This window comes from Saccharopolyspora antibiotica (assembly GCF_047200635.1).
Lineage (GTDB): Bacteria > Actinomycetota > Actinomycetes > Mycobacteriales > Pseudonocardiaceae > Saccharopolyspora_C.
This window is the reverse complement of the sequence record NZ_JBJZOI010000014.1, coordinates 43,451-59,327: the sequence shown is the minus strand read 5'-3', so window position 1 is coordinate 59,327 and position 15,877 is coordinate 43,451. Positions and strand designations below refer to the sequence as shown.

The 15,877-nt window shown below is 74.0% G+C and carries 15 protein-coding genes; 5 read left to right on the top strand and 10 right to left on the bottom strand.

Annotation, left to right across the window (positions count from 1 at the left end; translation table 11 throughout):
• Positions 1-8 precede the first annotated feature (8 nt).
• Positions 9-2,588, bottom strand: a complete 2,580-nt coding sequence (gene pepN, locus ACL03H_RS13540; RefSeq protein ID WP_412811555.1) for an aminopeptidase N — start codon at positions 2,586-2,588, stop codon at positions 9-11.
• Between the two features lie 314 nt (positions 2,589-2,902).
• On the opposite strand from pepN, the gene ACL03H_RS13535 reads away from it, so the two are divergent.
• Positions 2,903-3,514 (top strand): mycothiol-dependent nitroreductase Rv2466c family protein, encoded by a 612-nt coding sequence (locus ACL03H_RS13535; protein ID WP_412811554.1) that lies wholly within the window; start codon positions 2,903-2,905, stop codon positions 3,512-3,514.
• A 43-nt stretch (positions 3,515-3,557) separates the two neighbouring features.
• Positions 3,558-4,292: an alpha/beta fold hydrolase gene (locus tag ACL03H_RS13530; protein WP_412811553.1), complete on the top strand. Its 735-nt coding sequence runs from the start codon at positions 3,558-3,560 to the stop codon at positions 4,290-4,292.
• A 235-nt stretch (positions 4,293-4,527) separates the two neighbouring features.
• Here ACL03H_RS13530 and ACL03H_RS13525 read toward each other — a convergent pair whose 3' ends face one another.
• The 7 genes from ACL03H_RS13525 to ACL03H_RS13495 form a co-directional block, all read right to left on the bottom strand.
• A complete protein-coding gene (locus tag ACL03H_RS13525; RefSeq protein ID WP_412811552.1) occupies positions 4,528-4,947 on the bottom strand; it encodes a hypothetical protein in 420 nt (139 codons plus the stop codon).
• A gap of 36 nt (positions 4,948-4,983) precedes the next feature.
• A complete protein-coding gene (locus tag ACL03H_RS13520) occupies positions 4,984-5,427 on the bottom strand; it encodes a hypothetical protein (protein ID WP_412811551.1) in 444 nt (147 codons plus the stop codon).
• The gene (locus ACL03H_RS13515) at positions 5,384-10,009 is read right to left on the bottom strand and encodes a WXG100-like domain-containing protein (protein WP_412811550.1); all 4,626 of its coding nucleotides are present in this window, start codon (positions 10,007-10,009) and stop codon (positions 5,384-5,386) included. The genes ACL03H_RS13520 and ACL03H_RS13515 overlap by 44 nt, the downstream gene beginning before the upstream one ends.
• A 34-nt stretch (positions 10,010-10,043) precedes the next feature.
• Positions 10,044-10,361 (bottom strand): WXG100 family type VII secretion target, encoded by a 318-nt coding sequence (locus tag ACL03H_RS13510; RefSeq protein ID WP_412811549.1) that lies wholly within the window; start codon positions 10,359-10,361, stop codon positions 10,044-10,046.
• Positions 10,358-10,903, bottom strand: coding sequence for a YbaB/EbfC family nucleoid-associated protein (locus ACL03H_RS13505; protein WP_412811548.1), 546 nt, complete (start codon positions 10,901-10,903; stop codon positions 10,358-10,360). Before ACL03H_RS13505 ends, ACL03H_RS13510 begins: the two co-directional genes overlap by 4 nt.
• Before the next feature lie 194 nt (positions 10,904-11,097).
• Complete coding sequence (locus tag ACL03H_RS13500; RefSeq protein WP_412811547.1) at positions 11,098-11,892, bottom strand: MBL fold metallo-hydrolase; 795 nt, start codon at positions 11,890-11,892, stop codon at positions 11,098-11,100.
• The gene (locus ACL03H_RS13495) at positions 11,892-12,599 is read right to left on the bottom strand and encodes a 2-phosphosulfolactate phosphatase (RefSeq protein WP_412811546.1); all 708 of its coding nucleotides are present in this window, start codon (positions 12,597-12,599) and stop codon (positions 11,892-11,894) included. The genes ACL03H_RS13500 and ACL03H_RS13495 overlap by 1 nt, the downstream gene beginning before the upstream one ends.
• A gap of 57 nt (positions 12,600-12,656) precedes the next feature.
• On the opposite strand from ACL03H_RS13495, the gene ACL03H_RS13490 reads away from it, so the two are divergent.
• From ACL03H_RS13490 to ACL03H_RS13480, 3 genes are read left to right on the top strand one after another with little or no spacing between them, the layout of a single operon-like run.
• On the top strand, positions 12,657-13,127 hold the full coding sequence (locus ACL03H_RS13490; protein ID WP_412811545.1) for a ribose-5-phosphate isomerase: 471 nt from the start codon (positions 12,657-12,659) through the stop codon (positions 13,125-13,127).
• A gap of 7 nt (positions 13,128-13,134) precedes the next feature.
• Entirely contained in the window at positions 13,135-13,476 is a 342-nt protein-coding gene (locus ACL03H_RS13485) for a hypothetical protein (RefSeq protein WP_412811544.1), read from the top strand.
• 3 nt (positions 13,477-13,479) lie between these two features.
• On the top strand, positions 13,480-14,295 hold the full coding sequence (locus tag ACL03H_RS13480; RefSeq protein WP_412811543.1) for an Fpg/Nei family DNA glycosylase: 816 nt from the start codon (positions 13,480-13,482) through the stop codon (positions 14,293-14,295).
• Between the two features lie 72 nt (positions 14,296-14,367).
• Here ACL03H_RS13480 and ACL03H_RS13475 read toward each other — a convergent pair whose 3' ends face one another.
• Both ACL03H_RS13475 and ACL03H_RS13470 read right to left on the bottom strand, forming a co-directional pair.
• Positions 14,368-15,105 carry a hypothetical protein gene (locus tag ACL03H_RS13475; protein WP_412811542.1) on the bottom strand — a complete coding sequence of 246 codons (738 nt, stop codon included), beginning with the start codon at positions 15,103-15,105 and terminating at the stop codon, positions 14,368-14,370.
• 139 nt (positions 15,106-15,244) lie between these two features.
• The gene (locus ACL03H_RS13470) at positions 15,245-15,877 is read right to left on the bottom strand and encodes a 2'-5' RNA ligase family protein (RefSeq protein ID WP_412811541.1); all 633 of its coding nucleotides are present in this window, start codon (positions 15,875-15,877) and stop codon (positions 15,245-15,247) included.

The window sequence follows — 15,877 nt, the reverse complement described above, 5'->3', positions numbered from 1 at the left end:
GCGTCCCGTCAGGAGCGGTCGAACTCGCGGGCCGCGAGGGCGCGCACGATGCCCGCCCGGCCCTCGGAGACCAGGCGGCGCAGCGCTGCCGGGCGCTCCCCGGCCAGCCAGGCGTCGGCGGCGTCGACGGTGTCCTGGCGCACCGCCCAGGACGGGAACAGCCCGATCACCGTCGGCTGCGCGCGCTCGCTGGAGCGCCGCTGCCACACCTCGTCGATCTCGGCGAAGTAGCGCTCCACGTAGGACGCCAGCAGTTCGCGCTGCGCCGGGTGCTGGAACCCGGCGATGATCGAGTCGCTGACCGCGTTCGGCAGCTCGTCGTCGTGCACGGCCCGCTGCCAGGCGCGCTCCTTGGACTCCGGAGTGGGGATGAGCGACCGCGCGCGCTCGGCCTTGCGCCTGCCGGTGGCGGTCTGGTCCTTGTCCAGCTCCGCGTCGATCTCGGCCTCCTGCGCCGCGCCGTGCGCGACGAGCGCCTGCAGCAGGGACCAGCGCAGGTCGGTGTCCACGGTCAGCCCCTCCAGCGGCGCCGTTCCGTCCAGCCACCCGCGCACGGCGGTCAGCTGCGGTTCGCCGAGCACCGAGGACGCCAGCGAGTTCACGAACGCGAGCTGGTGGTCCGAGCCGGGCTCGGCGGCCCGCGCCAGCTCCAGCATCCGGGTCGAGAACCGGTCCCAGCCCTCGCCCTGCCACTCCGGATCGGCGTAGGAGGCCAGCGCGGTCTGGGTCTGCAGCAGCACCCGCTGCACCACGCCGATCTCGCTCTCCGCGCCGATGCCGGAGTCCGCCGAGCGGCCGAGCACCAGGCTCACGAAGTCACGCGCCTTCAGCTCCGCTTCCCGGGTCATCTCCCAGGCGGTCGACCAGCCCAGCGCGCGGGGCAGCGACTGCTCGACGTCGCCGATCCGGTCGATGAGCGCGGCCAGCGACTCGGGGTCCAGCCGCATCGTGCAGTAGGTGAGGTCGTCGTCGTTGACCAGCACCAGCTTGCCCCGGTGCACCCCCACGAGGTCGGGGACCTCGGTGCGCTCGCCGGCCACGTCGAGCTCGACGCGATGGGTGCGGACCAGCTTTCCGGTGGCCGGGTCGTCGTCGTAGACGCCGATCGCGAGCCGGTGCGTGCGGTGCTCGCCGGCGCCGGGCCGGGCGCCGGTCTGCACCACGGTGAACTCGGTGAACCGGCCCTCGTCGTCGGTGCTGAACCGGGGGCGCAGCATGTTCAGGCCGGTGGTCTGCAGCCACTGCGCGCTCCACCAGGACAGGTCGCGCCCGGAGGCCTCCTCCAGCGCCCGCAGCAGGTCGTCGAGGGTGGCGTTGCCCCAGGCGTGCCGCTCGAAGTAGACCCGCAGCCCCGCCAGGAAGTTGTCCAGCCCGACGTAGGCGACGAGCTGCTTGAGCACCGAGGCGCCCTTGGCGTAGGTGATGCCGTCGAAGTTCACCTCGACCGCCTGCAGGTCGGGGATGTCCGCGGCGACGGGGTGCGTGGAGGGCAGCTGGTCCTGGCGGTACGCCCAGGACTTCTCGACGCTGGCGAAGGTCGTCCAGGCGCTCGTGTACTGGGTGCCGCCGACCTGCGCGAGCACGCTCGCCCAGGTCGCGAAGGACTCGTTGAGCCACAGGTCGTCCCACCAGCGCATGGTGACGAGGTCGCCGAACCACATGTGCGCCATCTCGTGCAGCACGGTTTCGGCGCGGCGCTCGTACAGGTAGCCGGTGACCTTCGACCGGAAGACGAAGTCCTCCAGGAAGGTGACGCAGCCGGCGTTCTCCATCGCCCCGGCGTTGAACTCGGGCACGAAGCACTGGTCGTACTTGCCGAACGGGTAGGGCACCCCGAACGCCTTGTGGTAGAAGGCGAATCCCTGCTTGGTCTCGGTGAACAGCCGCTCCGCGTCGAGGTGGTCGGCGAGCGAAGCGCGGCAGTACAGGCCCAGCGGGATCGGGTCCTGGCCGTCCTCACCGGGAAACTCGTCCCGCCACTCCGCGTAGGGGCCCGCGACCAGCGCGACCAGGTAGGTCGACATCGGCTTCGTGGTGTCGAAGACGTGGGTGCGGTGCTCGCCGGTCCCGGTGATCTCGGCGGGCGCGTTCGAGATGACCTTCCAGGACGCGGGCGCGTGCACGGTGATCTGGTAGGTGGCCTTGAGATCCGGCTGGTCGAAGCAGGTGAACATCCGCTTCGCGTCGGCCGTCTCGAACTGGCTGTAAAGGTAGACGCCGCCGTCGACCGGGTCGACGAAGCGGTGCAGGCCCTCACCGGTGTTGGTGTAGCTGAGGTCGGCGCGCACGACGAGCTCGTTGTCGGCGGCCAGGTCCGGCAGCGCGATCCCGGTGTCCTCGGCGTAGCCGGAGACGTCGAGCTCGGCGCCGTTGAGCGTCGCCCCCCGCACCTGTTCGGCCATCAGGTCGATCCAGGTGGACTCGCCCGGCCGGGTGCTGCGGAACCGCACCGTCGTGGTGGAACCGAAGGTCCGCACGTCCGGCCCGTCCGCGCCGGCGGAGAGGTCCAGTTCGATCACGTAGGACTCGACCTCGAGCAGCGCGGCGCGCTGTTCGGCCTGGTCCTGGGTGAGGTTCGGCGGGGCCACGGATCACCTCGTTGTTCGTAGGGATTTCGCACCGGCCTTCCGCGCCGGTGCGGGGCGCTGGAATCCAATCACGCCGCGCCGCCGAGCCGCCGCCCGACGCCTGATCGTCGCGGCCGGGCGTGTCGGTGATCGCCGAAATACCTGGTCCGCCGGGCTGAAACGGGGGTTCATCCGGGAAAACCGGCACATTCCGCACTCGTTCGGCCTCATCGGGAAGATCTGCCGGGGCAGCCGGGTTGCACCTGACAGCGGGCACGTCCGCCCGTGCCGTCCTATCCCCGCGCGGCGTCGCGGAGCACTGCGGAAGGTTGTCCATGAGCACCGAGCGTCCCCACGTCGACTTCTACTTCGACCCGCTCTGCCCCTTCGCCTGGGTCTCCTCGCGCTGGATGCTCGAAGTCGCCCAGGTGCGCGACATCGAGCTGAACTTCCGGGTGATGAGCCTGGCCGTGCTGAACGAGGGGCGGGACCTCCCGGACGACTACGCCGAGCTGATGCGGCGCGCCTGGCGTCCGGTGCGGGTCGCGATCGCCGCCGCGCGCGACCACGGCGAGCAGGTGCTCTCGCCGCTCTACACCGCGATGGGGACCCGGATCCACGACGGGGGCCGGAAGGATTACGACGAGGTGATCCGGGAGGCGCTGGCCGAGGTGGAGCTGCCCGCGTCGCTGGCCGAAGCGGCGGACGGCACCGACCACGACGAGGAGCTGCGGGCCAGCCACCACCGGGGGATGGACCCGGTCGGTGACGACGTGGGCACCCCGACCATCCACGTCGACGGGGTCGCGTTCTTCGGCCCGATCACCACTCGCATCCCGCGCGGGGAGCAGGCGGGCGAGCTGTTCGACGCGGCCCGCGTGCTGGCCTCGTACCCGTACTTCTTCGAGCTCAAGCGAACCCGCACGGAAGCGCCGCAGTTCGACTAGTCCGCGGTAGCGTGCCGGGGCCGTCGGAGTCGGGGAGCTGAGCGTGCTGGAGCCCGAGGTGATGGTCAGCAGTCCCCGGGACCGCGTGCCCGGGGCGCCGACCCTGCTGTGCCTGCCGGGCACCATGTGCGATCCGGCGATCTTCGACGGGCTCGCCGAGGCGACCGGCAGCGACGTGGCGGTGGCTCCCTGGCTGGAGTGGCCGGGACCGCACGAGGTCGCCGCGCTCGGTGCGCGGATCGCCGGGCTCGCGCGTCGGCACGCCCCGGTGGTGCTGCTCGGCCACTCCACGGGTGGTGTGCTCGCACTGGCCGCCGCGCTGCACGACCGGGCACCGGTGCGCGGCGTGCTCTGCTGCGACACGGGCGCCAACATGCGCGGGCACGGCGACGTGGACGCCATCATCGACCGGGTCGCGCGTCGGTGGGGGCCGGAGCTCTGGCGAGCGGTCGCGCTCCGCTCGGTGCGGGACCCGGCCTTCGCGGCGCGGCTGGAGGACTATCCGGCCCGGTTGTCGCGGGAGGCGGTGCTCGCGGTCCTGCGCAGCCAGCGCGACACCGACCTGGGGCCCCGGCTGGGCGAGCTCGCCGGTATCCCGTCGCTGGTCGTGCACGGCAGGTTCGACGCCGCCCGCACCGCGGAGCACGCCCGTGAGCTGGCCGGGCTGCTGGGGGACGCGGAGGTGGTGCTGCTGGAGTGCGGGCACACCCCGCCGCTCGAACTTCCGCAGCGCTTCGGCGCGGAGGTGGCGCGCTTCCTGCGGGGGTCGTCCCGCTGATCCGTCCGCGATGCCGGGAGCGGAACGCCGCACCCGGCGCTCCGGTCGCGAGCGCGTGCCCGGGGTGGCGGGGTGGCCGAGGTCCGGCAGTGGCGCGCGCCGCGTTCCGGGGACGGCTTCCCGACGCGGGCCCGCGCGGCGGCCGGGCCGGACGTCGCCGCTGCCGAGGTGATCCCCGGGGGCCCGGTGCTCGGCCCGGCCGAGCTGTCCGTGCGCTCGGCCGCGATGCGCCGGATCAGGAATCCCGGGCGGGGAACCAGGCGGGGACGTGCTCGGGGGCTCGCGGAAAGCGTTCCAGCTCCAGCGCGTAGTCCGCCTCGGACGGCTCGGCGGTCCACCGCGGCCGCTTCGCGGTGTTGAACTTGAACGCGGTGTCGTCCGGGAAGCGCAGTTCGTACTTCGCGCTCAGCCAGGTTCCGGTCGTGCCGTCCGCCATGGCGGCGCGGAGCAGCCTGAAGTCGTCGCGGAGCTGCGGCGGGGGAGACCACGGAGCGAGCTGTCGCGTGACCAGGTGCACCACGGCCGCGATCTCCTCGTGCGCGCCGAGCGCCCGGTACAGCACCTGGGCGTACTCCCACCCAGCCGGAAGCGTCAGCGCGAGCCGATTGGTGAGGTTCTCGCGCAAGTCGTCGATCGAGGGGCTGTGGCTGTTCATGGCGTCCCTATCCGATCCGCTCGTGGGTTGCTGAAATCATTTTCCTTCGGTGATTTCCTTCAGCCACTGCGGGATGTTCTCGTCGAGGCGCGGGAATTCTTCCAGGTCTTCCGCGAAGGCTTCGGCTGGGAGGGGCGGATCCCACATCGGATCCAGGTTGCGGTTGTACACGGCGAAGAACTCGTCCGGAGGGTCGATCATGTAGCGCAGCGAGAGCCAGGTCCCCCGGCCGGGCTCGTACATCTCCCTCCGGAGATCGGCCAGCGCGGGGACGAGCCCCTCCGGGACCTCGATGGCCGGGCTGCTGCCGTCGCGCATGATGACCGCGCACCTGATGTCGCGCGCCGAAGTGGTCATCGCGGCGCTGAAGTCGATGCGCCGCCACCCCTCGGGGGCGTGGTTGACGAGTTGCGCGCAAATCCAGCTCGCCAGGACTTCAGAGCGCTCCGGGGCGTCGTGCGGGGGCGGGGTTCGGGACATTGTCGAAGCTCCTGTAGTGGACGGTGCGTACGCCGTTCGTCACCTGTTCCCAGAGTACGTGTGCGCGGTCCGGGACATCTCCGACGGTCGCCGCTTCGTACCAGATCCTGCGGTGGATGTCGGTTTTGAACTGCTGGCCCATGAGCATTCCGTCGTATTCCATGCGGCGCCAGCTGAGGTCCTTCTGGTGCTGGCTTCCGGTGAAATTGTTCTGCACGTAAGCCTGGGGCGTGATGTTGATTCTTTCCATCGGCGGATGGGGGGAGTTCCGGTGGTCCTTGCCGTGCCCCCCTCTCCCGGTCTCACCGATGTGCTCCTGGTAGATGTGACCGATGCGGCGCTGCGCGTCCTGATTTCCGCGGCTGCTGCCGGACTGGCTGTAGTCGGTCGTGAACGCGAGCGACCCGTTGCCGTGCTCGTCGACGTGGAAGTGCGTCCCGTCGACCTCGTACTTGACGCCGTTGATGGGAAGTCCGTCGGGGCGGGTGTTGGCGATGTCCTGCATGGTGTTCTTGTCGCCGAGCTCCGGGTTGAGCTGGGAGGTTCCGGCGCCGGTCCACGTGCTGATGTGGGTGAACCGAGGTGGTGAGTCACCGTTGGTGTAGAAGTCGCCGTGCCACTTCAGGTTCCCGCTCCCGTCCTGCGTGTACAGGCGGTACGCGGTGTTCGGGTCCAAGTTCTTCCGGTCCACGTTGCTGAACGGGCCGTGCTGGTCGAGGTCCCACACGCGGTCGACCGGGGTGACCGCGTCGGGGGAGTCGGCGGCGTCGTCGAATTCGTCGTCCGCCACCGGTGGCGAGTCGAACTCGTCGAGATCGAGCACCGGGTGGCCGTTCTCGTTCGTCTCGAAGGTGAACAGCCCGTCGCCCGTGTCGACCTGGTAGGCGATGTCCGGGGTCAGGTGCTGCGCGTCCGGGTTCTGGATCGACTCCGGGGTGGTCGGGGTGACGGGTTTGCCGTCGATGTCGTGGTTGCCGAGCTCCGCGTTCGGGCTGCGCCCGATCCGGTGGTTCGGCGTTTCGGCGTGCACGTGGGTGATGCGGGCCGGGATCTCGTCGTTGGTGTAGAGGTAGGTGACCCGCGGCGGCCGGTTCGTCGGGGCCGGGTCGTCCACGACCGCGTACCTGGTCTTCGGCAGCAGATCCGGCCGCGGTGCGGTCGGGTCGCGATCGGCCAGGGCCTGCTGGACGAGCAGCGGGCTGCGCTCGTTCGGCGGCGCGGTGACGGTCTCCTGGCGCGTGTAGTGCGGTCGCTGCCAGTCGAGTTCTTCCGGCGACGGGTACTGCCGTCCCCGGCTCTCCGCGTCCTCCGGCGCGGCGCCCGGGTCCTCGCCGTCGCGGGAGGGGTGGAAGCCGTCGGCGCTGGCCGGGGTGTCGGTGCCGTCGGGGTGGTGGGTGTCCCAGCCTCCGTTGGGGGGCCAGCCGGGGCGGCCGTCCGGGCCGAGGTCGGTGGCGAAGACGCGGCCGCTGCCATCGGTCCAGGCGAGGCCGCGCGGGGCCGTGACGGGCACGCCGAGCTCGCGCGCCAGCTCCCGGGCGAGCCCGCTGCTCCCCGCGTCGCAAGAGAGCAGGCGCACCGGGCCGCCGTCCCAGTTCGGATCGCGGCGCAGCACGTCCGCGAACTCCCCGGCGCTGAAGGTGCGGTCACCGATGCGGACCCTGCCGTCGGGCAGGGCGTGCGCGTCGACCGTGTGGTGGACGCCGTCGCTGGGAACGCGCTGAGCGAGGTCCCGCATCGCCGGGTCGTGGTGGTAGGAGGAACCGCCGGGAGTGCGCTCGCGGGTGGCCTCGGCCTGATCGATCTGGTGCTGACGCTCCGGGGTCCCCGGCTCGGCGTCGCGGTCGGACGCCGGGTCGTCGTGGCGCTCGGTGCCCGGGGACTGGTCGGTGTCGTGGGTCCGGTCCGCGTCGTGCGGGCGGTCTGCGCCGGGGCGCCGCTCGGTGTCGCGCGGGGGTGCGTCGTGCGGGCGGTCCTGCGGCGCGCGCGCCGCGTCGGTGGTCGGCCGGTCGGCGTCGGGGCGCTGGCCGGGGACCTCGGCGCGGGGGCCGTCGGGGGAGTGGTGGCGCCCGCCGGAGCCGGCCGGGTCCGCGTGCGGGGCGTGCCGCCCGCCGGGCTGGGGCGAGGTCGCGGGACGGGCGGGGCCGTCCACCGGGCCGCGCGCGGCGGGGGCGTCCGGGCGCGCTGCCGCGCTGGGCGACCGCTCGGGGCGCGGGGTGCTCGGGCGCGCGTTCTCGCCGCCCAGCGGGCGGTGCGCGGAGCCGGGGGAACCGGACGTGCCCGTCCAGCCACCGCCCGCGCCGGGGCGGCCGCCGCCGGACCCCGCAGTGCCCGCGCCGCCGGGCGCACCGCTCGCGGGGGCACCGGCCACGCCGCCGCCGGTCGCGGTCTGGTCGCTCCGGGCGGGGGCGGGCTGCGCCGCCGGGCCGATCACGGGTTCCGCCGGTCGCGCCGGGGCGCCCGCATTGGACGCGGACTCGGTCCGGGCCGGGCCCGGCGGGGCCTGGTGGCGCCCGGACGCCTCGCCACCGCCGTGCGGGACCGACCCAGCGGCCCCGGAACCCGCACTGCCGGAACGTCCGGAGCCGGAGCTCCCGGGCCCGTCCGCTCCGTCGTCGCGGGAGCTCGCCGCGCCGGAGCCCTCGCCCGACCGGCCGCCGGAGTCCGCCGCGCTGCCGACCTCGCCGCGCGCTCCGGAACCGCCCGCCGCGGCACCCGAGCCCGCGCTCGGGGAACCGGAGTCGTCCCGCGCGGACCCGCCGCCGGAGCCGGACGAGCTCGCGGGCTCCCCGGCGCCGCTCGCCGCCTCGGTGTCGGACGGGCGGGCGGAGCTCCCTCCGGCGTCCGACGTGCGCGCGGTGGTCGCGTCGGTGTCGGTGGATCGCGTCGACCCGCCGTCGGGATCCCCGGAACGGGCGGCACCCGCGTCCGAGCCCTCGGATCGCGTCGAGCCCGCCTCGGCATCGGCGGAGCGGGTGGAACCGGAGTCGCCGTCGGTGGAGCGGGTGGGAGCGCCCTCGGCCGATCCGGAGCGCGCTGAGCTGGACTCGGCATCGGTCCTGGTCGCGCCGCCGCCCGAGTCGGCGCCCGCCGATCCGTCCTCGGCGGCCGGGCGCGCGGAGCCGCCGTCGGCGTCGGCCGCGCGGGCCGAGGGCGCGTCGCCACCGTCGGAACCCGCGTGCTGCGCACCGCCGGGGGAGTCCCCGGACGAGGCCGAGCTCGCGGAGGAATCGGAGCCGCCCGAGCCTGAATCGCCGGACAGCATGTCCTCGATGGACGGACGGCTGCGGGACCCGCTGTCGGAGCCCGGGTCGGAGCCGCCGGAGGAACCGGTGCCGGAGTCCGAGCCGCTCGAGGACGAGCTCTCCGCCGACGTGCTCGACGCCGATCCGGAATCCCCGGATCCGGAGCCGCCGGAACCGGAATCCCCGCCGCTCGAACCGGAATCGCCCGCACCGGCGCCCGGATCCCCGCCGTCCGAGCCCGCGGCCGACCGGGACGACTCGCCCCCGCCGCCGTCCCCGGACCCGGCCGCGCCCACGTCGGGCGCGTCGAAGTGGTTCGACAGCGCCGCACCCCCGGCGCCCATGCCCGCGCCCATCGCACCGCCGGAGAGGGCGCCGGTGCCCACCTCGCTCCAGTCGATCTCGCCCTGGGTGATGAGCTGCTCGGCCGCGCTGCCGATCGCGCCCTGGGCAGCACCGCTGATGCCCTCCTTCACCGCCTCGGCGCCGATGCTCTTGGCGGCGCTCTCCCCGGCCGCGCTCGCCGCCTCGCCCGCGGCCCGGCCCGCGGCGCCCGCCGCGCTGCCGGCCGCCTCGCCCGCCGCGTCCCCGGCGGCCCGCCCGGCCGCGCCCGCGGCACCACCGGCGGCGTCCCCCGCCGCGTCGCCGAGCGCCCCGGCGGCCTTGCGCGCGGCGACGTTGCCGACGCCCTCGAACACGCCGCCGACCGCGCCGCCGATGGCTCCGCTGATCGCGGCGTCCTTGAACTTCCCGCCGTCGAGGCCCGTGCGCTCGCCGGAAGCGATCTGCACGCCCTGCACCGCGGCCTCGATCGCGACCGAGGTGGCGACCTCGATGGCGACGTTCTTGGCGATGCTCAGCACCAGCTGCTTGAAGATCTGCATCACCACGGTGCGGGTGATGCCCTGCGCGATCGGGATGCCCGCCGTGGAGGCGCCGAAGCTGAACGCCGCGCTCGCGATCATCGCCGCGATCTGGATCGCGAGCGCGATCAGCGAGGCGATGATGGTGAGCTTGGTGTGCTCGACCTCCAGCGCCGCCCCGTCGCAGCCGTCGCCGAGCTGCTGGCACGCCTCCCGCAGCTTCGGCAGCGCTGCTTCACCACCGCTGGCGATGTCCTTCCAGAGCTCGTCGAAGGCGTCGTGCGTCCGGCCTTCCATGCCGCTGAGGGCCTGGCCGGCGCCGCCGTTGGCGTCCTCGGTGACGTCCTCGACGCCCTCGGCGGCGGCGCGCCACGCGTCCGCGAGCCTGCGCAGCGCGTCCTCGTCGCCCTCCGGCCAGGACTGGCCGACCACGATCGGCAGCAGCCACTTGACCTCGTCGGGCATCTCGATGCTCATGGCGGTACGACTCCCCAGTCGGTGTTCGGCGTGCTCAGCGCGGCACGTTGCCGATGTCGGTCGCGGACCGCTGGTCGCGCCCCTCCGTGTCGTCGGCGGTGCCCTGGAGGTTCTCGTCGATGGTGCCGAGGGCCTCGGCGAGCTTCGCGAGGCCGTCGGTGACGTCGCCGCTGTTGGTGACGTAGTCCTTCGCGAACTGCTGCCCGGCCTCGTCGTCGCCCCAGCACTCGCCCTCGCCGTCGAGGCTGGAGCGCAAGGTCGCCAGCACCGAGCTCAGCCGCTCCCCGGCGTCGCCGATGCGCGCACCGCCCGCCCGGATCTCGTCCGGGCGCATCCGCATCCGGCCGCTCACCAGCGCCCCTCCCGCAGGAAGGACCGCGGCGGTTCGTCGTCCTCGTCGTCGGACCGCCGTGCGGGCGCTTCCCCGCCCGCGCGCGCCGCCCGCTCGGCGGCGGGGTCGGGCGGGGTGACCAGCGGCCCGCTGCTGGGCAGGAAGTCGGTCAGCGAGGGGGCTCCGGCGAACAGGTCCGGCAGTTCCGGGTCCTCGGCGAGCGCGGCGAACTCGGAGCGCAGCGACTGCTGCGCGCCGCCGGTGGCCTCCCGGACGACGCTGGTGATGCCGCGCGCCAGCTGCTCGGGCGTGGTGCGTTCGAAGGCCTTCGGGGAGAGCAGCAGCTGCTCCAGCGTGCCGGTGGCGTCGACCCGCGCGGTGATGACGCCGTCCTCGGAGGTCACCTCGTGGATCCTGCTCGCGGCCTCGGTCTGCTTCTGCTGGATCTCGGCGGTGCGGCGGCGCAGGTCGGCGAGCATTCCGTCGATCTGCCCCCGCAGCGCGTCGTTGCTCGCCCGCAGCTCGTGCCGCCGGGCTTCGCCGGATCGGTCCGGAACGGACACTCGCCCTCCCAGTCGGTCGCTCGCCGCACGACGGCGATGGTGTGGATCGGCCCAGCGCAGCGCGCCGCGCGGGCCGGTGGCCGGGTGCAGTCCGACCGCTGCTGAGCTTGACGCCGCCGGTCGGCGATCGGTGCCCTTAGCGGTGGAATTGACGCCGAACGGCCCAGCAGGAAGGGCCGAACGGCCCAGTGCGCCTAGCTGGTCCGCCGAAGCGCCTGCTCCGTCGTCGGCTCCGGGTAGGGGGATTCGCGCAGCGCTGCCGCCGTGCTGATCTCCCCGCGCGCGTGCGCCCCGCACACCCGGGCCAGCAGCAGCAGTTCCGCTCGCTGCTCGCGGACGAAGGCGGCGTCGACGGGGCAACCGTGCCCGGGCACCACCAGCGCCGGATCCAGCGCGAGCAGTCGGCGCAGCGCCTCCGGCCACTCCCGAGGTGCGGCGTCCTCGAAGTCCGGCGGCGCGCCCTGCTCGACGAGGTCGCCGGCGAAGACGACCCCGACGTCCGGGACCTCGACGACCAGGTCGTGCCCGGTGTGCCCGGCGCCGAGGTGCAGCAGCCGCGCGGTGCGACCGCCCAGGTCGATCTCGGCGGAGCCGGTGACCTCGCGGTCCGGGAGCACGACGGTGGTCGCGCCCAGGGCGGTGGCCACCTCGGGCCGCCCCTGCTCCCGGTACCGCTCGCTCCACTCCGCGCGCTGCCGCTCGGCGTGCTCGCGCAGGTAGCCGGTGCAACCGCGATCCGCCCACACCGGTGCGGGCAGGAACGCGGCGGTGCCGAAGCAGTGGTCGAAGTGGCCGTGGGTGAGCACCACATCCCAGGGCAGCGGGGTCAGTTCCCGCACCTCCGCCGCGAGCTCGGCGCCCTGGCGGTGATCGCCGCCGGTGTCGATCACCAGCGCGCGCCGCTCGCCGATCACCAGCCCGGTGGTGAGGTCCAGCTCCGCGTGCCGCCGCACCAGCACCCCGGCGGCCACCGCCTCCCAGCCGTCCATCACGCCTCCAGCGCTCCTGCGCGCAGGGCCGGGGCCGCACCGCTCACGTCCGCCTCGGCCGCCAGCCGCACGTCGTCCGCGAAGCCCAGTTCCCGCAGTTCCGCGCCGGATTCGCAGTCGAGCAGCAGCGGTTCGAGCCGGTCCGCGACGGCGGCGTGCGCGGCGGCCGCCACCTCCGCCTCCGGGCTCCGCGCGCCGGGCAGCGCGCTGATGATCGCTCCCGCGCCGAGCAGGTCCTCCACCGCTGGGCGCAGCGGCCCGCTCACAACGCCCCAGCGCTCACCCGCCGCGATCACGCCGACCTGGCCGGCACCAGCGGCGGCCGCGGCGGCCGCGGCGAGCGCGCCCGCGTTGCGGAGGCAGCCGACGAGAACCGCGACCCCGAGCTCGGCAGCCTCCGCGCACAGCGTCGCCCCGTTCGGCGACGGCAGCGCTAGCAGCAGGCCGGCCGGGACCGAGCGCAGCGAGGACGGGCTCAGCGACCAGGACTCGCGGCTGCGCGGGCCCGCGAGCACCGCCCCGGCGTCCTGCGCGGCGGCCGCGGCGTCCGGTCCCGACATCGGCAGCGGGAGCACCCGGGCGGCCGCGGTGGTCGCGATGTCGACGGCGGTGCTGAACGAGAGCACGTCCACGACGACCAGCGCCGCGCAGCGCGGCGCCAGGTGGCGGACCCCGTTCCTGCCCCAGTCGAACAGCACCTCGCTCATGCCGGGAACCCTAACCAGGGTGCGCAGCGGTGGTGGGGGGTTTGGGACACTGCCTGCGTGCGCGTCTACCTAGGATCTGATCACGCAGGCTTCGAGCTCAAGAACCACCTGGTCACGTGGCTGACCGAGCGCGGTCACGAGGTGACCGACGTGGGCCCGGCGGCCTACGACGCCCAGGACGACTACCCGCCGTTCTGCGTCGAGGCGGCGCGTCGCGTCGTCGCCGACGAGGGCAGCCTCGGGCTGGTCCTCGGCGGTTCCGGCAACGGCGAGCAGATCGCCGCCAACAAGGTCCCCGGCGCCCGCGCGGCCCTGACCTGGAACGTCGACACCGCGAAGCTGGCCCGCCAGCACAACGACGCCCTGCTCGCCGGGATCGGTGCGCGGATGCACTCCGTCGAGGAGATCGAGGCGATCGTCGAGGCGTTCCTCGGCACCGAGTTCGAGGGCGGCAGGCACCAGCGCCGCATCGACCTGCTCTCCGACTACGAGCGGACCGGCGAGCCGCCCGCGCTGCCCGCCGAGTGACCAGGACATGACCGAGCAACGCCCCGCCACCGCCCTGCTGACGCCGCTGACCTCCTTCGGCGTCGCGGTGGTCGGGGTGCTCGTCCTCTTCTTCGGCCAGCGGGTCCTCGCGCCGTTCCTGGCGGGAGGACCCGGCGCCACCTGCACGGCCCCGGACTGCGCGCTGGGGCTCGGGTTGTGGCTGATCCTCGGCGGGTTCCTCGCCGTCTGCCTGGCCTTCGTGATCGGTGTCGTGGTGGCGCTGGTGCGCGGCGCGGCCCCCGGCGCGGTCCGCCGCGGGCTGTTCGTCGGCGGTGGGTGCGTGCTCGCGTACCTCCTCGAGTCCGCCGTGCTGTGGGTGTTGTTCTGAGCGATGCCTGAAGGTCATGCGTTGCACCGCCTCGCGGTCCAGCACGACGAGTCGTTCCGCGGATCGCGGGTGGCGGTGACCAGCCCGCAGGGCCGGTTCGCGGCCGGAGCGGCCCGGGTGGACGGCGCCGTCTTCGAGCGCGCCGAGGCGCACGGCAAGCACCTGTTCCACGTCTACCCCTCCGCGATCGTGCACGTCCACCTCGGGCTCTACGGCGCCTTCACCGAATTCCCGGTGCCCGCGCCGGAACCGCGAGGCCAGGTGCGGATGCGCGTGACCGGCCCGGACGGTGGTGTGGACCTGCGCGGGCCGACCGCCTGCGAGGTGCTGGATCCCACCGAGGTGGCGGCGCTGCGCGATCGGCTCGGCCCGGATCCGCTGCGCGCCGACGCCGATCCGGATCGCGCCTGGGCGCGGATCTCCCGCTCGCGCAGCTCGATCGCCGCGCTCCTGCTGGACCAGAAGGTGCTCGCGGGCGCGGGCAACGTGTACCGGGCGGAAGTGCTGTTCCGGCACGGAGTTCCGCCGCACACCCCGGGCCGCGATCTCACCCCGGGGCAGTGGGAACCGCTGTGGCGGGACCTGGTGGAGCTGATGGAGGCCGGAGTGCGTCTCGGGCGGATCGACACGGTCCGGCCCGAGCACGAGCCGGAGGCGATGGGGCGCGAGCCGCGCCAGGACCGGCACGGCGGCGAGGTCTACGTCTACCGGCGCGCCGGCGCCCCCTGCCTGATCTGCGGTACGCCCGTGGCCACGGGCGAGCTGCTCGGCCGCAACCTCTACTGGTGCCCCACCTGCCAGGACACCCCGGCGGCCTGACGAGGGAGCGGTCCGCTCGCCGGAGCGGGATCAGGCGTTCGGGCCGTGCGCACAGCTCCCGCTGCCGGTGGATCAGAGGCCGAAGTCGCCCAGATCGAGATCGCCGAGGTCCCCCAGGTCGCCAAAGTCGCCCTGGTCGCCCGAGTCACCTTGATCGCCGAAGTCGCCCGGGTCCTGCAGACCGTCGCCCTGGGCCGCTTCCGGAACCCCCGACATGCCGCTGAACAGGCTGCTCATCAGCAGGAACGAGCCCGCTCCCCAGGCGCCCGCGACGAGCGCCGGCTTCCACCACGGCTCGCTGTACCAGCCCTCGGGCACCGGGCGCCCGGCCACGCGGCCGCCCGGGTAGTAGTGCGGGGTCCGGTCGCCAGGGGACGGTGAGGCGATCTGCTGCCTGCCCTCGACCTCGACCTCGCGGAGTTCGCTGACCCTGCCCGCGCCGTGGCTGAGGTCCGGCAGCTCCGGGCCGGGGTCGAGGCCCATCGCGGTGCGCGCGGCCCGCACGTAGTGCAGGCCCTCCAACGCGGTGCGCGTGGTGAGCCGGCACTGCTCGGGGGAGGACGCGCGGTCGAGTTGCGTCACGGCGGCGCCGTGGCGCTCGGCGGCGTCGGCCATGGCCTGCTTCGAGGCGTCGTCGGTGCCGTCGAGGTTGAGCACCTGGCCGCCCAGCCGCTCCACCCACCGGCGCGCTTCGGCCCGGGCGTCGTCCAGTTCGGTGCGCTCGCGCTGCAGGTCCTGCCGCCGGGTCCACCACAGGGCCGCGACGAGGACCACCGCGGCGGCGATGATCAGGATGACTGCGCCCGTCATGGCTCCTCCGAACTGCGGTCGACGCGGCTTCCGTGCTCTCGAAGGTACGCGCGCGACGGTCCGCCGCGCCGGTGTCCGCCCGGCGGCCCGTGCCCGGCACCGCTCGCGCTCCCCGTGCGCCCGGTGCGCGGGCGGGCCGTCAGCCGAGCGGGACCTGGGCGATGGTCTCCCACTCCGAGCAGGAGTGGTCGCGGTTGAGGCGAACCAGGGAGACCGCGCTGGACTTCGCCGTGGTCGGGTCGACGTCGGTGCCGCCGAGCGTGGCCACGGCGAAGATCGCCGGACCTTCGGTGGTGGAGAAGGCCAGGCTGATGTGCCGGTCCACCTCCTCCGGTTCACCGGGCACCTGGTCGGCGCCGAGGACGTCGGCGGTGGCCGCGCGGAGCCGCTCGCGCAGCTCCAGCAGCGAGGTCTGCGGTTCCGCCGGCAGCGACAGCGACTCGGGCAGCACCACCGCCCGGTGGAACGCCAGCGCGAGGGGCGAAGTCCCGGCGAGGCGCTCGCGCGCGGCGGTGACGAGCTCGTCGACCCGTTCCGGCGCGATCTCGTCGGTGAACCCGACCTCCTGCACCAGGACGTGCATCCACTCCAGGGGGACGAGGTCGAATCCGGGGAGGTCGCGCAGCGCGTACTGGTACTGGTTCACCAGGTTGCGCAGTCCCTGCTGGTCGGCGAACGGCACCAGCCACGCGTAGCTGGTGCGCCCCGAGTGCCAGCCCGGGCGCCAGCGGGCGTGGTTGCGGACCTGGTCGGCGTGCGGCAAGTCGGTCAC